Genomic DNA, 20,495 nt, shown 5'->3' on the forward strand with positions numbered 1-20,495 from the left:
TAATTGATTACCGTTTCCAAACAAGTCTTCCCTCTTGCTTCTTTCCTATTAATCTAGGATTACTTCTTAGCCTCTTCTTGTTTCTTCTTTTCTTCTTTCTCTTTCTGTTCTTGAAGCTCTTTTTCTTTTTTCTCCTTTTCTTTAGTGGCTTCTTTGGCAGCTTTTTCTTTTTCTTCTTGCTGCTTTTCTATCGCTTCTTCTTTTTTCTCTTTTGCTTCTTCAATTTTTTTAGCTTTTTGCTTTTCTTTTTTCTTGTAGTAGCCTCTCAACAGAAAATTACTTTTTGCAGCTTCCATATTTTCACTGAAACCTTTGGTTCCAGATTCCAGATTCTCAAGTGTATTCGAAACGCTGTTTGCCATTTTATCATCTTTAACCAATCTTGCCAATGCACCATTTCCGTTGTTCATGCTGTGACTAAAAATGGCAATTTCGTCTGAAATCACGCCGATATTATCAACGCTTTTCTTCACGCTTTTCATAATGTCGTGCATTTCGATTCCGTCTACAGAAGCAAGTTGGCCATTGTTTCCAATAATAGTTTGCGATTTTAGACCAGGAGAAATGGTTAAAACTTTATCTCCCATTAATCCATCTGAACCAATACTTGTAGTAGCATCGGTTTTAATAAATTTTCGAACTTCTTCTTTCATAACCAAGACAACAATAACAGTCGAGTCATTTTTTAACTGAATTTGTTCTACTGTTCCGACATTGATTCCGGAGAAACGAACATTGTTTCCTACTTCCAAACCACTTACTGTTTTAAATTGAGAAGTGATGTGAAAGGTTGATCCAAAAAGGTTTTTTTGTTTTCCAATAAAATACACGGCCATTATAAAAAGCAGTAAGCCTATTGTTACAAACATTCCTAATTTCCAAGTATATCCAGATTGCTTTTCCATGATTTCTATTTATTATTTTGCTTTATTTTTATTGAAAAAATGAGCGAACCCATTCGTCTTCGTCTTTTTCTAGTTCTTCGTATGTTCCTTCGGCATGAATGACGCCATCTTTTAAAACAATAATTCTGTCGGCAGTCATTTTTGCACAAGCCATATCATGTGTAATTATGATCGACGATGTTTTTTGTTTGTTTTTAATATCCAAAATCAATTCGCTGATTTCTCTTGACGTGATGGTATCCAAACCTGTTGTTGGTTCGTCGTACAATATGATTTCTGGTTTTAAAATCAATGTTCTTGCTAAACCTATTCTTTTTCTCATACCTCCCGAAAGTTCAGATGGCATTTTGTCTACGGCTTCGGCTAAACCAACATTTTCAAGTGCTTCCATGACTTCTTTTTCAATTTCATCTTCAGTCAAATCACGTTTGTGTTTGCTTAAAGTAAAAGCGAGATTTTCTCTAACTGACATCGAATCGTAAAGTGCTCCGCTTTGGAACAAAAATCCGATGCGGACTCTAATCGCATTCAGCTCGCTTTTTGATATGTTAAGAACGTTTTCGTCAAAGACTTTTATTTCTCCTTTATCAGGTTCAATCAATCCTACAATGCATTTTATAGTAACTGATTTTCCTGATCCTGAACGACCTAAAACGACTAGGTTTTCATCTTTATTTAAAATCAGATTTACACCTTTTAGAATCGTATTATCATGTCCAAAAGTTTTATGCAGATCTTTAATCTCAATAATTGGAGCTTGATCTTTTACTTTTTTCTTAGGTTCTTTATGTAATTTTTCTTCCATCATTTTTAAAAGAATAAATCGGTTATTTGAACTGCAACCATGTCAATAATAAAAATGCTTAATGAAGCTGTTACAACGGCTGAATTTGCAGCTTGACCCACACTTTCAGTTCCGTTAGAAGCGGTAAAGCCTTTGTAACATCCAATCATTCCGATTACAAATCCAAAAAAGAATGTTTTTATAGTAGCTGGAAACAAGTCTAAAAATTCTAAGGATTGAATAATTTGAGTTAAAAATCGATAGAAATTGACGTCTCCGTGAATGTTAATTCCCATGTAGCCGCCTATAATTCCAACTGCATCAGCAAAAAACACTAAAATGGGAACCATTAAAGTACATGCCAGAACTCTCGTTACGACCAAATAGTTATACGGATTAACAGCCGAAACCTCCATTGCGTCAATCTGTTCTGTTACTTTCATTGATCCTAATTCGGCACCAATTCCTGATGAAATTTTCCCTGCACAAATCAAAGCGGTAATTACGGGAGCAATTTCTCTTATCAGCGAAAGAGCCACCATTCCAGGAAGCCAAGATTCTGCACCAAATTTGACTAATGTTGGACGAGATTGAAGCGTTAAAACCAATCCCATAATAAAACCTGTAATCGCAACTAAAGGCAAAGACTTATAGCCGATAACGTAACATTGTTTTAAAAACTCTTTGGTCTCATAAGGCGGAATAAATACCTCCTTAAAAAACTTCTTGGCGAATATCGTCGTCTCTCCAATTTCGGTGAATATATTTTTTAAATTGAGAATCAAGATGTTATGTTTTTTAGGTGAATGATTAAAATAAAAACCGGAACAGTTTAAGAACACTTCCGATTTCTATAGGAAAGTTACTTTTTTTATGAGTAAAAAATCTTACACAACTTTTTTCGATCTTTATATAATTTTCATCGTAGTGAACACAATAAAAAATCCAAACCTACGTTAGGGAATTTCTCAAAACAAAAAATCCCTTTCATTAAAAAAGGGATTTTCAGGGTTAAAATGAAGTTATTGGTTAGCTTCAATATTTTATCTTTTTTAAGAATTAATAGCAATTCCAGTTCGGGATTTCATTATGGGAATAACTTTAGATTGTGATAAAGCCAGTTTTTCCATCAATAATCTCGCGGTTAAGAAACATACGGTTGATTCTGCACCTTGATTTAAGTTCACATTGTGTTTTTCTAATCCGTCGTAACCGCCACCACTTACCGGATTGTACATAATTTGTCCTAAATGATTTTTACCTAAAAACCAATTGAAGGCAGCTTTCATTTTCTTTTTGTATTGTGGCGTTTTAAATTCATTATAAAATGCATTTAAAGTCATAATGGTATAAGTAACATCAATTGGCTGTTCTCCATATTCATGTGGTTCAGAACCTTTGTGGTACCAGCTTCTGTTAGAAATCGCTTTGAAATTTCCTTTTACAAATGTTTTAGAAATTAGGAAATCTAATGAATCTAAAGCGACTTTTTTGTAAACCGGTTTGTTGGTAATTAAATAAGCATACAACATCGATTCTGGTAGAATTCCGTTTCCGTATGTTAGATAATTTTCAAACCATTGCCAGTCTTCTGTTGCTGTATCTTCGTAATTAGCCAATAGTTTAGCATTCAATTTGTTGATGATTGCGGCCACATATAAATTTGGAACGGTAGAATGATATAAATATAATCCTTTTGTTGCAAAACCAATCGAACGTGGCGATTGAATGTTTTCTGCCCATTTTAAAGAATGCAATAAACATTTTGCCGCTTTTTTGGTGATGGCTTCTGGAAGAATATCAGACATCGAAACTACAGTTCCTAAAGCCCAAATTGCTCTTGCGTTAGAATCTTCTAAATTCACTTCGGCATTTTGTTCTACATGTTCACGATTTTCCTGATCAACATAATTAATGAAATCTCCTTTTGGCTGTTGACAACGAAGAATAAAGTCTAAATAGATTAAAATGTAAGCCAAATCTTCTTTGTCTTGAGACAGTTTGTAATGCATGCAGAAAGCAATCAAAGCTCGTGCATTGTCGTCTAATGTATAACCTGAATCTAAATCTGGAATCGAAATTTTACTAAACTGAACGATTCCTAAATCTGTAGTCAGTTTTTTGATGTGTTTTAGTTGAATATTGGGATAACTGAATTTAATTTCTGCCGGATTATCGATTAGTTTTTTATACGTATTCATTTGCGTGATTCCAACATTTTCCCAAGAAGAAGCTCGCATTTTAGTAAAGGAACTAATTCCCATTTCATGTCTTAAGTTTTGATCTTCAATCAATTTAATCGCTGCAGCTGCAAATTGATCTGAAGCTCCAATATCACATAAAATTCCATCATCTTTTGTTAAAACTTCTTTTGTATGCGGAATTTTAGAAGCCACAATCGGACAAGCGCAACTCATCGCATATGAGAAAGTTCCACTCACTGCCTGATTCGGATCTTTAGAAGTAAACATGTAAATATCCGTCGCTTTCAAATATTCTAAAAGTTCATTGGTATCTAAATACTGATTGATGAAACGAACATTATTTTGCAGGTTTAATTCCGCTACAATGCCTTCCAATTTATCTCTGTAAGCATCGACACCATCTCTAATTAAGTTTGGATGTGTTTTGCCAATAATTAGATATAAAGCATTTGGCGCTTTTTCTATAATTTTTGGTAAAGCCTGTAAACCAGTTTCTATATTTTTTCCTTCGCCTAAAAGTCCGAAAGTAGAAAGTACTAATCTGTCCTGAATTCCTAATTTTTCTTTTGCTTGTTCTGGAGTTTCGTATATTACAATATGAGTTCCATGAGGTACGCAAGTAATTATTTCTTCATTGATATCGTAGTCGTTAATTAGTATTTCTTTGGATTTATTTGTCATTACAAAAACCGAATTGCTATAGCTCAATAACAATTTTACGAATGTTCTCAATTCGTCATTCGGATTTGGAATTACACTGTGAAAAGTAAAAGTAACCGGTACTTTAATAGCATTCAAAAAATCTAAAAGATGGTCTCCGTAATTTCCAGAAAACAAACCAAATTCGTGCTGAATATGAACTAATTTCACGGCTTCATCGGCATTGATTTCTTCAGCTACTTTAGCATATTCTTCGCGATTTTTTGTGTTTAAGGTATAGGCTTGTGTTGGTTCTTCTTTGGGTTTATCAACAAGTTCACAGATTTCGCACTGAATAGATTTACCATAAACATCTACGATACCTTTAATTGTATCCTGAGTATAGGTTGCTATGCCGCATTGCGTTGGCGGAAAAGTAGATAAAAAAACTATTTTTGATTTATTTGATATTGTTTTCATGAGGATGCAGTTTTAATTCGGTTAATAACTCGTTAAGGTTCAAAGAAGCCACCGCAATTTTATCATCAGCGGCACCATAATAAATATATAATTGGTCATCGAAAATGGCAGTTCCTGTCGGGAAGACTACATAATTTACGTAACCATGACGTTCGTAATGTTCTGAAGGTGTGATAATCGGTTTGGGTAACCTCGCAATTACTTTAGAAGGATCTTCTAAATCCAGTAAAACAGCCGCGGCATGATAAACCAATCCTTTTTCTCTCTTTTCAGCAGCATGATAAATTAAAAGCCAACCGTCTGCTGTTTCGATTGGCGGAGCTCCAGGACCAATATGACTCGTTTCATGTTCATATTTGGGCTCTAGAACAATGTAATCAGGAATATTTTTTAAATAAGTCTTCCAGAAATCTTCGGTTAAATCCGATTTCTTCTCAAACGAAAAAATCTGAATCGACGGAAAAAGACGATGCAAGGCAACAAATTTTCCGTTTATTTTCTTTGGAAAAAGAACTACGTTTTTGTCCCAAACAAATAAGTTTTCTTTTATGGTTTCGGTCAGCGGATAATTTCTTTCCGTATTAAAAGCCAAAATCTTTGCAACGCTCGGATTCTGTAAATGGTTTTTAATTAGGTTTTTAAAATCATGAAGAATAAACTTAGGCGTCAAGATTCCTTTTTTCTTAAAGGTTTTAAAGTCTTTAGAGACAGCTAATGCACCACAAGCGTTAATTCCATCATAAGTTACATAAGTCATATACAACTTGTTGTCTATTTTGTTAATTCTCGGGTCTTCGACACCATGAATTTCATAGATATATTCTGGAGTAAAAACAGGCTGTGTGTTTCTTTCTACTAAAGTGGTCGGTCCTTCAAAACGGCAATATCCTATTGTGGAAAAATTTCCTTTCTTGGCCGCTCTGTAAAACATATGAACATTATTTCCTTCTTGATAAATTGCAGGATTTAAAACACCTAATTCTTCAAAAGCTCTATCGGTTTTTTCTAAAATAATACCGTGCTTTTTCGCCTCTTTCATCACTCTTCTAATTTTACTCAAAATTACCCTGAGAGTATAGCGACGATTAATCCAATCCATTAAAAAATTAACTCAAAAGAGTAAAGGTGGTAATTGTGTAAGAATAAAAAATAATAGTGAAAATGCTTGATACAATGCTGTTTTTTAACGGATTGAGTTAATTTAAAAAAGTTTTTGAGTTAACAAGATTTGTAGGAATAAAAGAACTTTGAGTAACAAACAAAACAGGCTATCAAATAGTCTTATTTAAGAACTTAAAAATCTAATATTATGTTACGTTGGACTGTTATCTTCATAATTCTTGCCATTATAGCAGGAATCTTTGGTTTTGGTGGTATTGCCGCTGGAGCCGCAAGTATTGCAAAAGTTTTATTCTTTATCTTTTTAGTGTTATTTATTATTTCACTAATTACAGGAAGAAGAAAAGTTTAATTTTTAGGGACAAAGGGGCAGAGTGACAGAGGGACAAAGTTTTTGCTCTGAACGTTGTTTTTTGTTCTCTTAAAATACATTAAGGTTCAAAGTGAGAAAGGTTTAAAGATTTAGCCTTTGTCACTTTGAACCTTTGTTACTTTGTCACTCTGTAACTCTGTAACTTTGTCCCTTTCCTCAAAACCATTTCGCATAGTATTTCCTTGTAATAAAAGCAATCGGCATTCCGACGCATAAAATGACGATCAATATAGAAAGCAAAAGGGGAAAGTCTAAATTCTTTTCAGGTAAAACCGGAAACACGATTGGAAGCACAATGAGATTCATCACTATCCAAATAAAAAATCCATAGCAGAATCCAGATAAAAAAGTATTGATTCTGAAAAAAGGGATATAAGGGAAAATTTTAAAGTAAAACCAGGCAAATATAAAAGCAATTAAGAAATGAAAACCCAAACCTGCAAAGGTCATTTCTGTTCCCGCTGTATATGCTTCTTTTTTGAAAACACCGCTTGCAATAGACTGCAGGATTTTTTCGGCTGTTGTTTTATGAAGAATCACCGAGTAGATTAAAATAGCGGCAGTAATATCTAAAGTTCCTGCAACTAAACCAGATGAAACAATGGTTCTTACTTTTGATCTCATAAAAAATAAATTAAATTAAATCCAGATTTATTACTTAATAATATGTTCATGAATCGATTTTAACTGTTGCGTATGTCTTTGTGTGTGAACAATCGCAAAATGAAGCCATTCGTAAATAGTAAAATTTTCAAATCCTGGAATTTTAGCTTCAAGACATATTAAAGTTAAATCGTAAGTTTCAGCAGCTTCAAACAAATCAGTTTGTATTTTTTTTATTGATGCTAATAATGTGTTTTTATCGTACTCAATAAAGGCAGGTTTTATATTTTCAGGCGATTGGTATTTGGTATTAAAATCTAGAAATATTGCATCTAATTGTTTAACGTTTTCGTCAGGTTCACGACTTGATTTTTCAGTTTTTCCTGCAAATAATTGCGTTAAACCAGAGCAAGCTAGAATAATATGCTGAACGGTTTGTCCTCCTGTCCAACTTCCTTCAAACGGTACAATATTGATTTCTTCTTGAGAAAATGAAGAAAGAATATCGCTCAGTTTAGTGTAGGTTTCTAATATCGTATTTTGAATAGCACTTTTCATTTTTATAAATTTTAGAAATTAGTTATTCAACAGCAATGCCAGCTGAAGGGTTTTAATAAACCCACAGTACATTTTCTGTTAAAGTAAATAGTTTAGAATTAGGGGAAATGATGGTCTTTCAAATATACGATAAAAATTAATAAGATCTTAAATATCAGTATTTTGAAAGTTGTTAATTTTTATGGAAGCACTTCGCAGGAGTATCCATGAAAATTTAAAACGTCAATAATTTTTGCATTCGAAATGGTAGGCGCGTGAATGCGGAGTATTTTATCACAATCTTCTAAATCGAAGTTGATCGAACTGTTTGGAAAATGCTCAAGAAGAGTTTCAATGATTATTTTACATTGCCATTCTTCCTGAACATTTGTTTTAAAAACTTCAATCATAAAGTTTTGGTTTTTAGAGCGCTATATTTTTATAACGCTGTATTTTATGATATGTTACGTATGAAACAATCAAAATCGCTAGAACAATCAAAGGGAAGAAAGATTGACCATTTATTCCGTCAACAGCAAAATGACTTATTGAAGCAAAAATGAAATCGAAAGCAAATCCGGCATAAGCCCATTCTTTAATACGTCCCGGAACTTGAGGAATAATCAACGCTAGAACTCCCAGAATTTTAAACACAACTAAAGCGTTTCCAAAATATTCAGGATAACCTAGATGTCTGATTCCTTCTTTAGCCATTTCAGATTGTGAATACATAGCGGGCATAACGCCTTCAAATAGAAAAATAAAAATAGTAGTAGTCCAAAAAAGAATTTTTGTTGTTTTCATTAGGTAATTTTTAAAAGGTTATTAGTTAATGTATTACAAATCTAATAATGTTTTCCTTTTAATGAAATACACATTTACGACTATTTTCGGGGCATTTTGGACAATTGTTAGTTGTTAGTTGTTAGTTGTTAGTTGTTAGTTGTGATGGACTTACTTTCCTCTTTGTCATCCCGAGGGACGAGGGATCTCCACAAGTAGCTCGCCAAAGATTAGCAACAAAGTAACCACAACAGTTTGTCATTGCGAGGAACGAAGCAACCACGCTAACATTTTACTTAATTTTGCAAATGCGGTTGCTTCGTTCCTCGCAATGACCGAAAATGTGGCGAATTGGAATTTGGAATTTTTCACAAAAAGTAATTCGTAATTACAAACAAATCCTCAAAACCTAATCTCGTATAAATTCCTTTTCCTAAAGGAGAAGCTTGTAAATGAGCATATTCGCAATTAGCATCAATGGCTTCATTAATTGCAAATTTCATGATTTCTTCGGCGTAACCTTTTTTACGCATTTCTGGAATTACGCCAACGCCGTGAATTCCCATAACATTTCCCGTTTGAAAAAGCGTAAGTGTTCCAATTGGTTTTTCATTCAAATGAACCAAATAAAACTTCACATCTTCATAATTATGAACCAGAGTTTCTTTACTTATTACATAACTAAAAGATAACGGATAAATATCGGACCAGGTTTTGGCATCTTCTTCATTCAGAACTCTTTTAAAAGTAAGATTGTTTTCAATTAGAAATTTTTCACCCAATTTCAAAGCCATAGCGACAAGCTGAACTCGTATTTGAAATTCGTTTTTCTCGAAAATTTCATTAGAATTGCTTCCAAAAATATCCCAATACGGAATGATCAAACCTGGATTTTTTTCTATGATTTCAAGAATTTGTGGCAGATTTTCTTCTGAAATATCTTCTCGAAACCATAATCTATTTGGCCAGCCCGAATTTTTTATTTTACTGTATTGAAACGGATCGTTTTTATGATAAGAAAGTAGAGGAGTGGCAACCGTTTTCCAAAGAGAAGTAAGGTTGTCGATATTGTCTTTTACTAGGTCTATATTTTTCATTTCAGATATAAAATTAAATCTAAAGCAAAGATAAAATTAGCATTCCAGAAAAGCCTTTACATATGTTGATTTACAAATCTTTTTCGAGACTTTTTCTAATTCGGCTTAACTGCGTTGGTGTAATGCCTAAATGTGAGGCAATATGTAATAACGGAACGCGGTCTGCAATATCTGGATGGTTTTTAAGAAGTTGTAAGTATCTTTCAGTTGCGTTTTGCATCACCAAAGCAATTTCTCTTTGTTCTTTTTCAATAATCCAATTTTTTTCAATGTTGGCGATATAGTAGTTTTTGAGATCGTCATTTTGATTAATCAACTCGATATATTTCTTGTAATTGAGATTAATTAAAATGCAATCTTCCAAAGCTTCAATTGTAAAGTTGGACGGAGTTTGTAGCATTGATGAAACTTTAGAGCAGGCGAGTGTATTTTCTAAAAAAAGGTTTTTGTTGTAGAAATTTCCTTGTTCATCGGTAATAAAAGTGCGCAGAATTCCTTTTGCTATAAAATAAAGGTTTTTGCAGATTTCTCCGTTCTCTAGCAATGTTTCTCCTTTTTTTATAGTTTGAAATTCAATACTATTTTCAATTAGTTTCCAAGATTTTTCAGAAATAGGAGCATAACTTTCGAAATATAGTTTGAAGTTGTTGAGATAGGTTTCTTTATTGAAAGTCATTTGTTTTGGAGTTTTGCCACTAAGGCGCTAAGGCACAAAGTTTTTTTTCAAAAATAAAGAAATAAGTTCAAGTTTGTCATTTCGAGGAAGGAGAAATCGCACTAGAAACTCCACAAAGATTTGTCCTCCTGAGCGGAGTCGAAGGACGCGTACAGTGAGACGTACTGGATGGATTCAGCATGCGATCCTTCGACTTCGCTCAGGAAGACATAAAATGAGAATAAATTTGCTTAATCTGTAATCCCGATAACTATCGGGAGCGAGATAAATTGAATTAAACTTCGCGTCTTAGCGCCTTAGTGGCAAAACCTTAAAACAAAAAACGCCATGAAACCAAAGTCTCACAGCGTTTTCCTCTCAAAAAATAAATAATTAACGGGTACGGGTATTATTTCCAGCCGCCTCCAAGGGCACGATACAAATCGGTATTGGCTGTTAGTTGTTGTCTTTTAAGATCTGCTAATTCTAATTCGCTTTGCAATAAATTGGCTTGAGCAGTTAAAACTTCAAGATATTCCGCCAATCCGTTTTGGAATAACAAATTGGCATTTTTGATTGCTTGTTGCAGCGTTTTTACTTTTTCTTTTAAGAAGGTTTCTTGCTGTTGTAATTTTTCTACTTTAACCAAAGCATCAGAAACTTCACTCACGGCAACCAAAACCTGTTGTCTAAAAGCTAAAACCGCTTTTTCTCTTTCCGCTACAGCGATATTATATTGCGTTCTTACTCTTTTGTTGTTCAGAATAGGTTGCGTTAAACCACCTGCCACAGTTCCGAATAGAGAAGCTGGAATATTGAACCAGCTGCTCGTTTCGAAAGAGTTCAAACCGCCTTGAGCCGTAATTCTAAGAGCTGGGTATAAATCCGCTTTTGTGATACCGACATTGGCGTTTGCTGCTTTAAGCGCTAATTCAGCGCTTTTTACATCTGGTCTTCTGCTTACTAATGCAGACGGAATTCCAATTGCATTATTGTTTTTTACTTCTAAAGCACTTAAACGAATCGATCTTTCTTTCGCACCCGGAAAAGAACCTGTTAAAACGCTTAAAGCATTTTCCTGAATCGCAATATTTTGTTCCAATAACGGAATCAATTGTTCTGAGTTTAACTTCTGTGCTTCAGATTGTTGAATTGCTAGATTGGTTACCTGACCAGCATCGTATTTTAATTTGATAATATTCGTTGTACTATCATTTAATCTTAGATTTTGTCTGGCAATATCCAATTGAGCATCCAACATCAAAAGATTGTAATAGCCTCTGGAAACATTGGCTACAATTGTTGTTTGCAATGCTTTCTTTACTTCTTCAGATTGAAGATATCCTGCGTAAGCCCCTTTCTTTTGGTTTCTAATCTTTCCCCAAATATCAGCCTCCCAAGAAAGTGAAGCTCCGGCAGAATAATCGTCAATATGTTTTTGTCCTAATGCTTGTCCCAAGTTCATTCCGGTAAAACTATTATCAGAAGGATTGCTGGTACTTGCATTTACAAATAAATTAACCTGAGGAACATTTCCCCATTTGGACTGCGTAAATCTGTATTGTGCGATTTCAATATTTTTTTCTGCAATAAGCAAATCATTGTTTCTCGCTACAGCGCTGTCTATTAGTTTGATAATATCTTTTTCAGTGTAGAAGTTTTTCCACTCCACATCGGCAATACTGGTTGTATCACTCGAAACCGATGCATTCCTGAAATTCTCAGGAAATGCATCTTTTGGAGTTTCAATATCCTTAGAGACTGAACAGGATATTAGAGTCGTGATCAGAATGGCGAAGGTCACGATTTTGGTTATATAATTTTTCATTGTCTTTTTATTAGATTTCTGTACCCTTTGGTTTTGGGTAGATTTTTTTTAAACACATAGAAACATAGTCTTTGTAAACTTTAAAAGAGGCGTTTCACTAATTTAAATGCACATAGTTTAGCTATGTGTGTAAACTAGTTTCTTTTATTCTCTTTTTTATGAGATAAAAATCTATGTCTCTATGTGTTTAAATTTATTTTTTAAATCTCTGTACAAATATCTTTTTTGGTTTCAAGATCTTTCGAGATTCTGTATGATATATATCCAATGCCTGCTATTATGGCAACAAGGATTGTCGTTATATAGTTTTCCATATTTTATTTTTCTTCGTTATGAACTACAGCGATTGGTTTTCCGCTGAATTTTTCTTGTAAATATTGGAATACGATGAACAATACAGGAATAATAAATAATCCTAAAATTACTCCTGAAATCATTCCTCCCGCAGCTCCAATACTGATGGAGTGATTTCCTTGAGCCGATGGTCCTTTGGCGCTCATCATTGGAACTAAACCAACAATAAAGGCTAATGACGTCATGATAATTGGTCTTAGACGAAGTTTCGCAGCATCTATAGAAGCTTTTACTAACGCCATACCTGATTTTCGTTTTTGTACCGCAAATTCCACAATCAAAATGGCATTTTTGGCGAGCAGTCCAATCAGCATGACAAGTGCAACTTGTACATAAATGTTGTTTTCGATTCCTGTTAAACCAATTGCCACAAATACTCCAAAAATACCTGCAGGGATTGACAAGATTACAGCTAAAGGCAGAATATAACTCTCATACTGTGCAGCAAGTAAGAAATAGATAAAAATCAAACACAGTAAGAAAATTGTAGCCGACTGCCCTCCAGAAGAAATCTCTTCACGCGTTTGGCCCGAGAATTCAAACCCGTAACCTGCAGGCAATTGTTGTTTGGCAACTTCTTCAATTGCTTTAATGGCATCTCCAGAACTAAATCCAGGTTTCGGAATCGCATTAATAGAAATTGAGTTAAACAAATTATATCGAGAAGCGGTTTCAGAACCATAAATACGAGTTAGTTTTACTAAAGTATTTATCGGCACCATTTCGCCAGTTTTATTTTTTACGAATACACGGTCAATGGCTGTTGGATCTGCTCTGTCTGCAATATCAGCCTGAACAACCACACGGTAATATTTACCAAATCGGTTAAAGTCTGATGCCTGCGCACTACCAAAATAAGCCTGCATCGTTTGTAAAATGTCTTTTACATTTACACCTAATTGATTCGCTTTTTCGTCGTTGATATCCAATTGTAATTGAGGATAATCAGCTTTGAAACTTGTAAAGGCAACCGCAATTTCTGGACGTTTCATTAATTCGCCAATGAAGTTTTGAGAGATTCCACTGAACTTATCCAGTTTTCCTCCAGTTTTATCCTGAAGAACCAAATCCAAAGCCTCAACGTTACTAAATCCCGGAACGGTTGGGAAACTGAATACGAAGAAACTTCCACCAGAAATAGCGCCCAATTTACCACGAACTTGATTCATGATTTCGTCGATGTTTTTAACTTCTCCACGTTCTTCGTTTGGTTTCAACAATACGAAAACAACCGCAGAAGATGGACTAGTAGAATTCGTCAATAAGTTGAATCCTGAAATCGCTGTTACAAATCGAGAAGCATCCAAACTTCTTAATGTATTTTCAGCCTCAGTCATTACTTTTTGAGTTCCGTCAAGAGATGTTCCAGAAGGTGTATTTACTGCAATCGCAATAAATCCTTGATCTTCTGTTGGGATAAATCCTGCTGGGGTTGTTTTTACTAATAAAACAGTTGCCAAAGTAATTAAAGCCAATCCGCCTAAACTCAACCATTTTTTTCTGATTAAGAATTTCAATCCGCCAACATACCGATTTGTTAATGATTCAAAACTGCTGTTAAAAGCAGAGAAGAATTTCTCTTTAAATCCTTTTTTCTCATAAGGTGCATTTGCATCATGAGCACCATGATTGTCTTTCAAAAATAATGCAGCAAGCGCAGGACTCAAAGTCAAGGCATTAACAGCCGAAATTACAATTGCAATGGCCATCGTAAAGGCAAACTGACGATAGAAAACTCCTGTTGAGCCTTCCATAAAACCAACCGGCAGGAATACAGCAGCCATTACCAACGTAATCGAGATAATAGCACCCGTTATTTCGTGCATTGCTTCATGCGTGGCTACTTTTGGAGACAGATGTTTGTGCTCCATTTTCGCATGCACGGCCTCGACGACCACAATCGCGTCATCTACCACAATACCAATCGCCAGAATTAATGCGAAAAGCGTTAGAAGGTTGATCGAGAATCCGAATAACTGCATGAAGAAGAACGTTCCTAAAATTGCTACAGGTACAGCAATAGCCGGAATTAATGTTGATCTAAAATCTTGCAGGAAGATAAATACCACAACGAAAACCAAAATAAAAGCTTCCAATAAGGTATGTTCAACCTGTTCGATTGATTGGTCTAAAGATACTTTTGTACTATAGAATATATTGTGTTTAATGCCTGTTGGAAAATCTTTAGAAGCTTTTTCCATCATTTTATTGATCGCAATCTGAATATCATTTGAGTTCGATCCAGCTAACTGAATAACTCCAATTACAATTCCTTTTTTACCATTTAAACGAGTTAAACTGTTGTAAGAGTAAGCACCTAATTCAACTCTCGCTACATCTTTCAAGCGAAGAACAGATCCATCAGGATTAGAACGAATCGCAATGTTTTGATAATCTTCAGGTTTGGTAAGTTTTCCTTTGTATTTAATAACATATTCAAAAACTTCTTTACTTCTTTCACCAAATTTACCCGGCGCCGCTTCCAAACTTTTGTCCTGAATCGCTGCCATCACTTCATTTGGCGTTACTTTGTAAGTTGACATTTGTGTCGGATTCAACCAAACACGCATAGAGTAATCTTTTACACCACCAAAAATACTGGCAGAACCAACTCCAGGAATACGTTTTAATTCCGGAATAATATTAATCTGTGCATAGTTGGCCACAAAAGTCTGATCGTATTTAGCTTCATCCTCCGTGTACATACCAATCGCCATGATGAAACTGTTTTGCTGTTTCGCCGTGATAATACCTTGTTGTACAACTTCGGCAGGCAATTGACTTGTCGCTTGAGCCACTCTGTTTTGTACGTTTACCGCAGCCTGGTCGGCATCTGTTCCTAATTTAAAGAACACCGTAATCGCCAAACTACCATCGTTACTCGCGGTAGAACTCATGTAAGTCATGTTTTCTACACCATTTATGGACTCTTCGATAGAAGGTGCCACAGAACGTAAAACCGTTTCTGCATTCGCTCCAGGATATACCGCCGTTACCAAAACCGATGGAGGCGCAATATCAGGAAACTGTTGTAAAGGCAGTTTAGTTAAACCAAGCACACCCAGAATCACCAATAAAATGGAAATTACAGTTGCCAGTACTGGTCTTTGTATAAATATTTTGAACATTATTTCTTTTGATTATTTTTTGTTAGTTACTTCGGCAACTTTAGTTGATTTTTCAGGCTGAATCGCTTGTCCGTCCTGCAATTTGTCAATACCGCTCATCACGATTTGATCACCCGTTTTTACGCCTTCTTTAATTAAATAATTCGTACCGCTTTTCCCTTCAACGGTAATTGGCATTTTAGTTACTTTGTTGTCTTTTCCAACTACGAAAACAAATATTTTGTCCTGCATTTCAACAGTAGCCGCTTGCGGAACCAAAATCGCAGCATCGTGGTTTAATCCTAAACGAATTCTTCCTGTGTTTCCAGAACGTAAGATTCCGTTAGCATTTGGGAAAGTTGCTCTAATCGTGATAGCTCCGGTTGTTTTATCAAACTGACCATCTACCATATCTATTTTTCCTGTTTTCGGATAAGCATTATTATCAGCCAAAATCAAAGTTACAGGAGGTAATTTTTTGATTTTATCGCCTAATGAACTTCCAGCGTATTGCTCTTTGAAGTTGATGAAATCTGTTTCACCTAATGAGAAATAAGCAAATACTTCGTGAACATCAGATAGAGTAGTAAGAGCCTCAATATCAGATGCAGAAACTAAACTTCCTTGTTTTTTAGGCAATCTACCGATGTAACCGCTTACTGGAGCCGTAACATTTGTATATCCTAAATTAATTTTAGCAGAACCCACCAATGCTTTTGCCTGCTCAATATTTGCAGCAGCAATTTTTTGTGAAGCTTTAGCCGTTTTTAACTGATAATCAGAAACTACTTTATTTTGAACTAAGGGAGTTAATTTATCAACTTCTAAGTTCGCGTTGATCAAAGCCGCTTCAGCCGCATGAAGACTTGCCAAAGCATTATTTAACTGCTCACGAAACGGACGTTCATTGATTTTGAATAACGTTTGTCCTTTGTTTACATAAGCACCTTCATCAACAAAAATTCTGTCAAGGTTTCCGCTTACTTGTGGACGAATTTCAACGTCTACAGTTCCTTGGATAGAAGCAGGATATTCAGAGTCAGTGATGGTGTTTGCACTTGTGATCGTCAACACTGGTAAAACCGGTGGAGGTGGAGCAGTAGGAGCCTGATTTTTATCTCCACAACTGCTTAAAACTAATGCCAGAATAAAACTGGTTATAATTACATTTTTCATTTTCATTTTGGTTTTAATTGGTTGAACATTTTCTCGGGTAAAAATTGTTGGAATTCTAGAATTCTCGGGATTCATATTTAATTGAATTAAATTATCTAACATTGTTAAGTAAATGAGCACAAACTTCCATACTTTAATCATTTTCAACTGTGTCCTTAAATCGGTATTAAATTATCTAACGTTGTTAAGTAAAAGTCTAAAAAAAGAGTTTTATTACCTCGATTAAATTTTCTAACAGTGTTAAGTGAAGGTTATAAAAAAAAGGATTTTATATTATCCGATTAAATCATTTTACACCGTTAAGTAAAAATTGAAAAAAATATTATTGTATTGATTTGATGATACCGCCAATGGCATCCTTCAAAATTTGGGCATTAATTGTTTCTAAAATGTCACTTTTGTTAATGATGTTGATGGCGATTAAACCATGAATAACAGAAAAGAAAGTGAAGTACTTTTGTTTTATAATATCTTGACTCGGATTGCTGTCTTTCATTACTTCAGCAATCACCTGAGTAAATAATTTGTAAGGTCCCTCTTGAGCCGAACATCGTTGTGCACAGCACGTCATTTGAACACCAAACATCAGCTGATACATTTCAGTATTAGTAAAAGCGAAGTCCCAATAAGTCATCCACATGGCTTCTAATTGATCTTCGGGTTTTTCAAACTTATCGATTGCAGTTTGCAATTCTTTAGTTAATTTGACGAAACCTTTGCCAGTCAGTTCTTCTAATATTGCTTCTTTATTCGAGAAATACTCATAAATAATAGGAGCAGTATATTCAATTCTGTCGGCAATTTTACGCATACTCAAACCATTCCAGCCTTCTTCTTTTACGATATCATAAGCAGCGCCAAGAATATTATTTCTTGTCTCTTCTTTTTGTCTTAAAATTCGATCTTTGCTAGCCATTGTATTCGAGTATTAAATCGTTTAACACTGTTAGGCAAATGTATGGCGGTTTTTTGAATTTCAAAATATTTTTATCATAATATTTTCTTATCGTACGATAAGAATTTTTAAAAATACTTGTGAAGCCTTTATTTTATTGAGAATTTTATTTTTAAAATACTTTTTTGAAGCAGAACATTTTTCGTTTTTCAAGACGTTTTGTCCCGCTCTACACTATATCTTTTGTGTTGAACCCCAACACAAAAGGATGCCGTTTCGATCGGGGCTAGGCGAGAACGAATCATTTTCATAATTTTTCTCTAGAAAGACGAATAAAAAAACCATGCTCAACTGGACTGAAGTCCAGCTCTACAATATGAATAGAGCCTCTGGCTCTTTTTTACGGGATGAATAAGAAAAATTCCGTAGGAATGCCTCATATTGTAGGGCTGGACTTCAGTCCAGTTAAAAATATATCGATTATTTCATTCCCCGAACGTTCATTTCTATTGTATAAACGCTTTTACCGGCAGTAATAAATAATGTTTTGAATTTTTTTCCTCCAAAACAAACATTAGCTGTCCATGGTTCCGGAATATCAATATGGGCTATTTTCTCTCCCTGTGGATTGAATACGGTAACTCCTTTTCCGGTTAAGTAAATGTTTCCAAACTCGTCTATTGTCATTCCATCTGAACCTGATTCAGTAAACAGCTTTTTTTTGCCTAAAGAGCCATTAGTTTCAATTGTATAAGAGTACGTTTTATTTGCTCCTATATCAGCTACATACAAGGTTTTTCCATCCGAAGTTCCAATAATGCCATTAGGTTTTACAAGATCATTATCAACGTTCGTAATTTTGGATTTATCTGGAGATAAATAGTAAACACATTCTTTTTCTATTTCTTTAGAGGTATGTGTCCAGTAATCTCTTTGATAAAAAGGATCTGTAAAATAGATTCCGCCTTTTGGGTCAACCCAAAGATCATTAGGACCATTCAGCCTTTTTCCTTCGAAATTGTTGATTAATACACTATAACTTTTGTTTTGGTCTATTTTCCAAAGCTCATTTTTTTCATCCGCGCAAGCCAAAAGGTTGCCTGTGCGATCAAAATACAAACCGTTGGCTCTTCCTGCATTTTCCATAAAAACAGAAAGCTCACCATTAACCGACCATTTCATGATTCTATTATTAGGCTGATCCGTAAAATAAATATTTCCTTTCTTATCAACAGCAGGCCCTTCTGTGAAACTGAATTGATCTGATAGTTTTGTGAGAACTGCGCCTTTTGCTATTAAGTCCTGACTTTTTTCTTTTGATGTTTGAGCGTATATAAAGTTTGTAAAAGTTAAAACAATAACAATTAAAAGGTGTGATTTTATTTTAAATTGGAATGAGGGCATAATAAAAATTTTAAAAGTGCTTTAGCGCGTTTTTAAAAGTAGTTTTTATTTCTGATATCCTGCAAAGTTGGATTTAAATTTGTTGCTTAAATTAATCTTGCAAATTTCCGAAGGCGCAAAGTTTGCCCTCAATTTTGTCATTCTGAGGAACGAAGAATCTTCGAAAGTAGCTCTAAAGACTAGATGTTATTTTAATAAAGTGAAATAGATAAAACGTTGCGTCCCGCTGAAACTTATATAAACTACAATTTAACGGTTATCTAACAGGATATTTTTCTTGATTTTGCGAAGTATGAAAAACAGCATTTAAAAATACCGTCTTTGATAATTCATCAACAATGAAAAATGCGATGTAAGGAAATTTTTTAAAAGGGAGATAGCGATAGTTATTATCGTGAATTTGATAAAAAGGGTTTATTTGAAGTGCTTTATAAACTTTTTTATAATCATTCAAAAAATCTAAAGCTATTTTTTTATTAGCTTTAAAAATATAATATTCAATGGCTTCTTCAATATTTTTTAATGCAATTGGAGAAACAATAACCTTATAACTCATACTTCTTTTTTAAATCAGTATAAACAGATTCAGCATCAGTGTAAAGTTTTTTATCCGAAGTTACTTGTTCATTTAAGATATGTTGTTGTTCTTCTGACAATTCGTAAGGTTTTACATTTACAATTTCAAATTTTATCTTTAGTGATTTCATAAAAGCTTTTACAGCTTCGATTTGGGATGCATCTTCTGTATACGCCGTTATATTAATTGCTTGCATGATTTTTAAAATTTACTAAAGTTGATAAACAAAGTTATGACAAAAGTCTAATTTTCATGTTAATGATAACATTTTATTTTCTTGTATTATTTATGAACGTCAATTTTTTCGTAACATTACAATAAAAACAAATGAAAACACTAACCACCCTAAAAACCACATTTGTAGTTTTATTTTTCCAACAAATAAGCTTTGCACAAGAAACCAAAAAAGAAACCGCATCGCCACAATACACAATCGAAAATTGTGTCAATCATTTTGAATTAGACAAAGCCACGAAAACAAAAGTAGGCTATCAATATTGGTTTGGCGATAAAAACTTCACTCATGAAAATACTTTAAAAATGAGTATTGTCGAACCAGGAAAATCAACACACGCACCACACCATCATCCCGAAGAAGAATTCTTTTATATTTTGGAAGGCTCAGCTTCTTTTTTCTTAGATGGAAAAACAGTTGTTGTTGGACCAAATACAAGTTTGTACTGCCCGCCAAATGCAGAACACGGAATAAGTAATGCTGGAAATACGGATTTGAAATATTTGGTTATTAAAATGGATTTGAGGTAGTCGTTATCAATTTTACGCCTAGTTTGTCATTTCGACCGAAGGGAGAAATCACACTCGCTGATCGACAAAGATTGGACATACTTTGCGGAGTTTCTAGTGTGATTTCTCCCTTCGGTCGAAATGACAAAAACATGATAGATGTTTGAAATCATTTTTTTCATAAACAAAAAAACACCTCCAAACTTTTAAAAAGTTCAAAGGTGCTTTCAG

20 protein-coding genes are annotated in these 20,495 nt (G+C 34.3%); 2 read left to right on the plus strand and 18 right to left on the minus strand.

Annotated features, from left to right (window positions below):
• Window positions 1–59: 59 nt before the first annotated feature.
• From K6T82_RS04305 to K6T82_RS04325, 5 genes are all read right to left on the minus strand, one after another.
• Window positions 60–905 (minus strand): MlaD family protein, encoded by an 846-nt coding sequence (locus K6T82_RS04305; protein ID WP_223704688.1) that lies wholly within the window; start codon window positions 903–905, stop codon window positions 60–62.
• 28 nt (window positions 906–933) lie between these two features.
• Window positions 934–1,710, minus strand: coding sequence for an ABC transporter ATP-binding protein (locus K6T82_RS04310; protein WP_420828325.1), 777 nt, complete (start codon window positions 1,708–1,710; stop codon window positions 934–936).
• A 5-nt stretch (window positions 1,711–1,715) separates the two neighbouring features.
• Window positions 1,716–2,474 (minus strand): MlaE family ABC transporter permease, encoded by a 759-nt coding sequence (locus K6T82_RS04315; RefSeq protein ID WP_223704690.1) that lies wholly within the window; start codon window positions 2,472–2,474, stop codon window positions 1,716–1,718.
• A 267-nt stretch (window positions 2,475–2,741) separates the two neighbouring features.
• Window positions 2,742–5,012 (minus strand): glycosyltransferase, encoded by a 2,271-nt coding sequence (locus tag K6T82_RS04320; RefSeq protein WP_223704691.1) that lies wholly within the window; start codon window positions 5,010–5,012, stop codon window positions 2,742–2,744.
• Window positions 4,993–6,051 (minus strand): glycoside hydrolase family 130 protein, encoded by a 1,059-nt coding sequence (locus K6T82_RS04325; RefSeq protein WP_223704692.1) that lies wholly within the window; start codon window positions 6,049–6,051, stop codon window positions 4,993–4,995. Before K6T82_RS04325 ends, K6T82_RS04320 begins: the two co-directional genes overlap by 20 nt.
• Before the next feature lie 270 nt (window positions 6,052–6,321).
• Here K6T82_RS04325 and K6T82_RS04330 point away from each other — a divergent pair, with 270 nt between their 5' ends.
• Window positions 6,322–6,483 carry a DUF1328 family protein gene (locus K6T82_RS04330; protein WP_008467744.1) on the plus strand — a complete coding sequence of 54 codons (162 nt, stop codon included), beginning with the start codon at window positions 6,322–6,324 and terminating at the stop codon, window positions 6,481–6,483.
• A gap of 177 nt (window positions 6,484–6,660) precedes the next feature.
• Here K6T82_RS04330 and K6T82_RS04335 read toward each other — a convergent pair whose 3' ends face one another.
• The 13 genes from K6T82_RS04335 to K6T82_RS04395 form a co-directional block, all read right to left on the minus strand.
• Window positions 6,661–7,128, minus strand: a complete 468-nt coding sequence (locus K6T82_RS04335) for a DUF1440 domain-containing protein (RefSeq protein ID WP_223704693.1) — start codon at window positions 7,126–7,128, stop codon at window positions 6,661–6,663.
• 30 nt (window positions 7,129–7,158) lie between these two features.
• Complete coding sequence (locus K6T82_RS04340) at window positions 7,159–7,665, minus strand: DinB family protein (RefSeq protein ID WP_223704694.1); 507 nt, start codon at window positions 7,663–7,665, stop codon at window positions 7,159–7,161.
• Window positions 7,666–7,844: 179 nt separating this feature from the next.
• The gene (locus K6T82_RS04345) at window positions 7,845–8,054 is read right to left on the minus strand and encodes a hypothetical protein (protein ID WP_223704695.1); all 210 of its coding nucleotides are present in this window, start codon (window positions 8,052–8,054) and stop codon (window positions 7,845–7,847) included.
• A gap of 13 nt (window positions 8,055–8,067) precedes the next feature.
• Window positions 8,068–8,448 carry a DoxX family protein gene (locus K6T82_RS04350; protein WP_223704696.1) on the minus strand — a complete coding sequence of 127 codons (381 nt, stop codon included), beginning with the start codon at window positions 8,446–8,448 and terminating at the stop codon, window positions 8,068–8,070.
• A 347-nt stretch (window positions 8,449–8,795) separates the two neighbouring features.
• Complete coding sequence (locus tag K6T82_RS04355) at window positions 8,796–9,524, minus strand: GNAT family N-acetyltransferase (protein WP_223704697.1); 729 nt, start codon at window positions 9,522–9,524, stop codon at window positions 8,796–8,798.
• 70 nt (window positions 9,525–9,594) lie between these two features.
• Window positions 9,595–10,200, minus strand: a complete 606-nt coding sequence (locus K6T82_RS04360) for a Crp/Fnr family transcriptional regulator (protein ID WP_223704698.1) — start codon at window positions 10,198–10,200, stop codon at window positions 9,595–9,597.
• Window positions 10,201–10,588: 388 nt separating this feature from the next.
• The gene (locus K6T82_RS04365; protein WP_223704699.1) at window positions 10,589–12,007 is read right to left on the minus strand and encodes a TolC family protein; all 1,419 of its coding nucleotides are present in this window, start codon (window positions 12,005–12,007) and stop codon (window positions 10,589–10,591) included.
• A gap of 317 nt (window positions 12,008–12,324) precedes the next feature.
• Entirely contained in the window at window positions 12,325–15,489 is a 3,165-nt protein-coding gene (locus K6T82_RS04370; protein ID WP_223704700.1) for an efflux RND transporter permease subunit, read from the minus strand.
• 12 nt (window positions 15,490–15,501) lie between these two features.
• On the minus strand, window positions 15,502–16,719 hold the full coding sequence (locus K6T82_RS04375; protein WP_223704701.1) for an efflux RND transporter periplasmic adaptor subunit: 1,218 nt from the start codon (window positions 16,717–16,719) through the stop codon (window positions 15,502–15,504).
• 247 nt (window positions 16,720–16,966) lie between these two features.
• Window positions 16,967–17,560, minus strand: a complete 594-nt coding sequence (locus tag K6T82_RS04380; protein ID WP_223704702.1) for a TetR/AcrR family transcriptional regulator — start codon at window positions 17,558–17,560, stop codon at window positions 16,967–16,969.
• A 459-nt stretch (window positions 17,561–18,019) separates the two neighbouring features.
• A complete protein-coding gene (locus tag K6T82_RS04385) occupies window positions 18,020–18,943 on the minus strand; it encodes an SMP-30/gluconolactonase/LRE family protein (RefSeq protein ID WP_223704703.1) in 924 nt (307 codons plus the stop codon).
• Between the two features lie 256 nt (window positions 18,944–19,199).
• Window positions 19,200–19,499 carry a type II toxin-antitoxin system RelE/ParE family toxin gene (locus tag K6T82_RS04390; RefSeq protein ID WP_223704704.1) on the minus strand — a complete coding sequence of 100 codons (300 nt, stop codon included), beginning with the start codon at window positions 19,497–19,499 and terminating at the stop codon, window positions 19,200–19,202.
• Window positions 19,489–19,716, minus strand: a complete 228-nt coding sequence (locus K6T82_RS04395; protein WP_223704705.1) for a hypothetical protein — start codon at window positions 19,714–19,716, stop codon at window positions 19,489–19,491. The genes K6T82_RS04390 and K6T82_RS04395 overlap by 11 nt, the downstream gene beginning before the upstream one ends.
• A gap of 131 nt (window positions 19,717–19,847) precedes the next feature.
• Between K6T82_RS04395 and K6T82_RS04400 the strand changes: the two genes are divergently transcribed.
• The gene (locus K6T82_RS04400; RefSeq protein WP_223704706.1) at window positions 19,848–20,285 is read left to right on the plus strand and encodes a cupin domain-containing protein; all 438 of its coding nucleotides are present in this window, start codon (window positions 19,848–19,850) and stop codon (window positions 20,283–20,285) included.
• Window positions 20,286–20,495 lie beyond the last annotated feature (210 nt).

This window comes from Flavobacterium potami (assembly GCF_020026915.1).
GTDB lineage: Bacteria > Bacteroidota > Bacteroidia > Flavobacteriales > Flavobacteriaceae > Flavobacterium > Flavobacterium potami.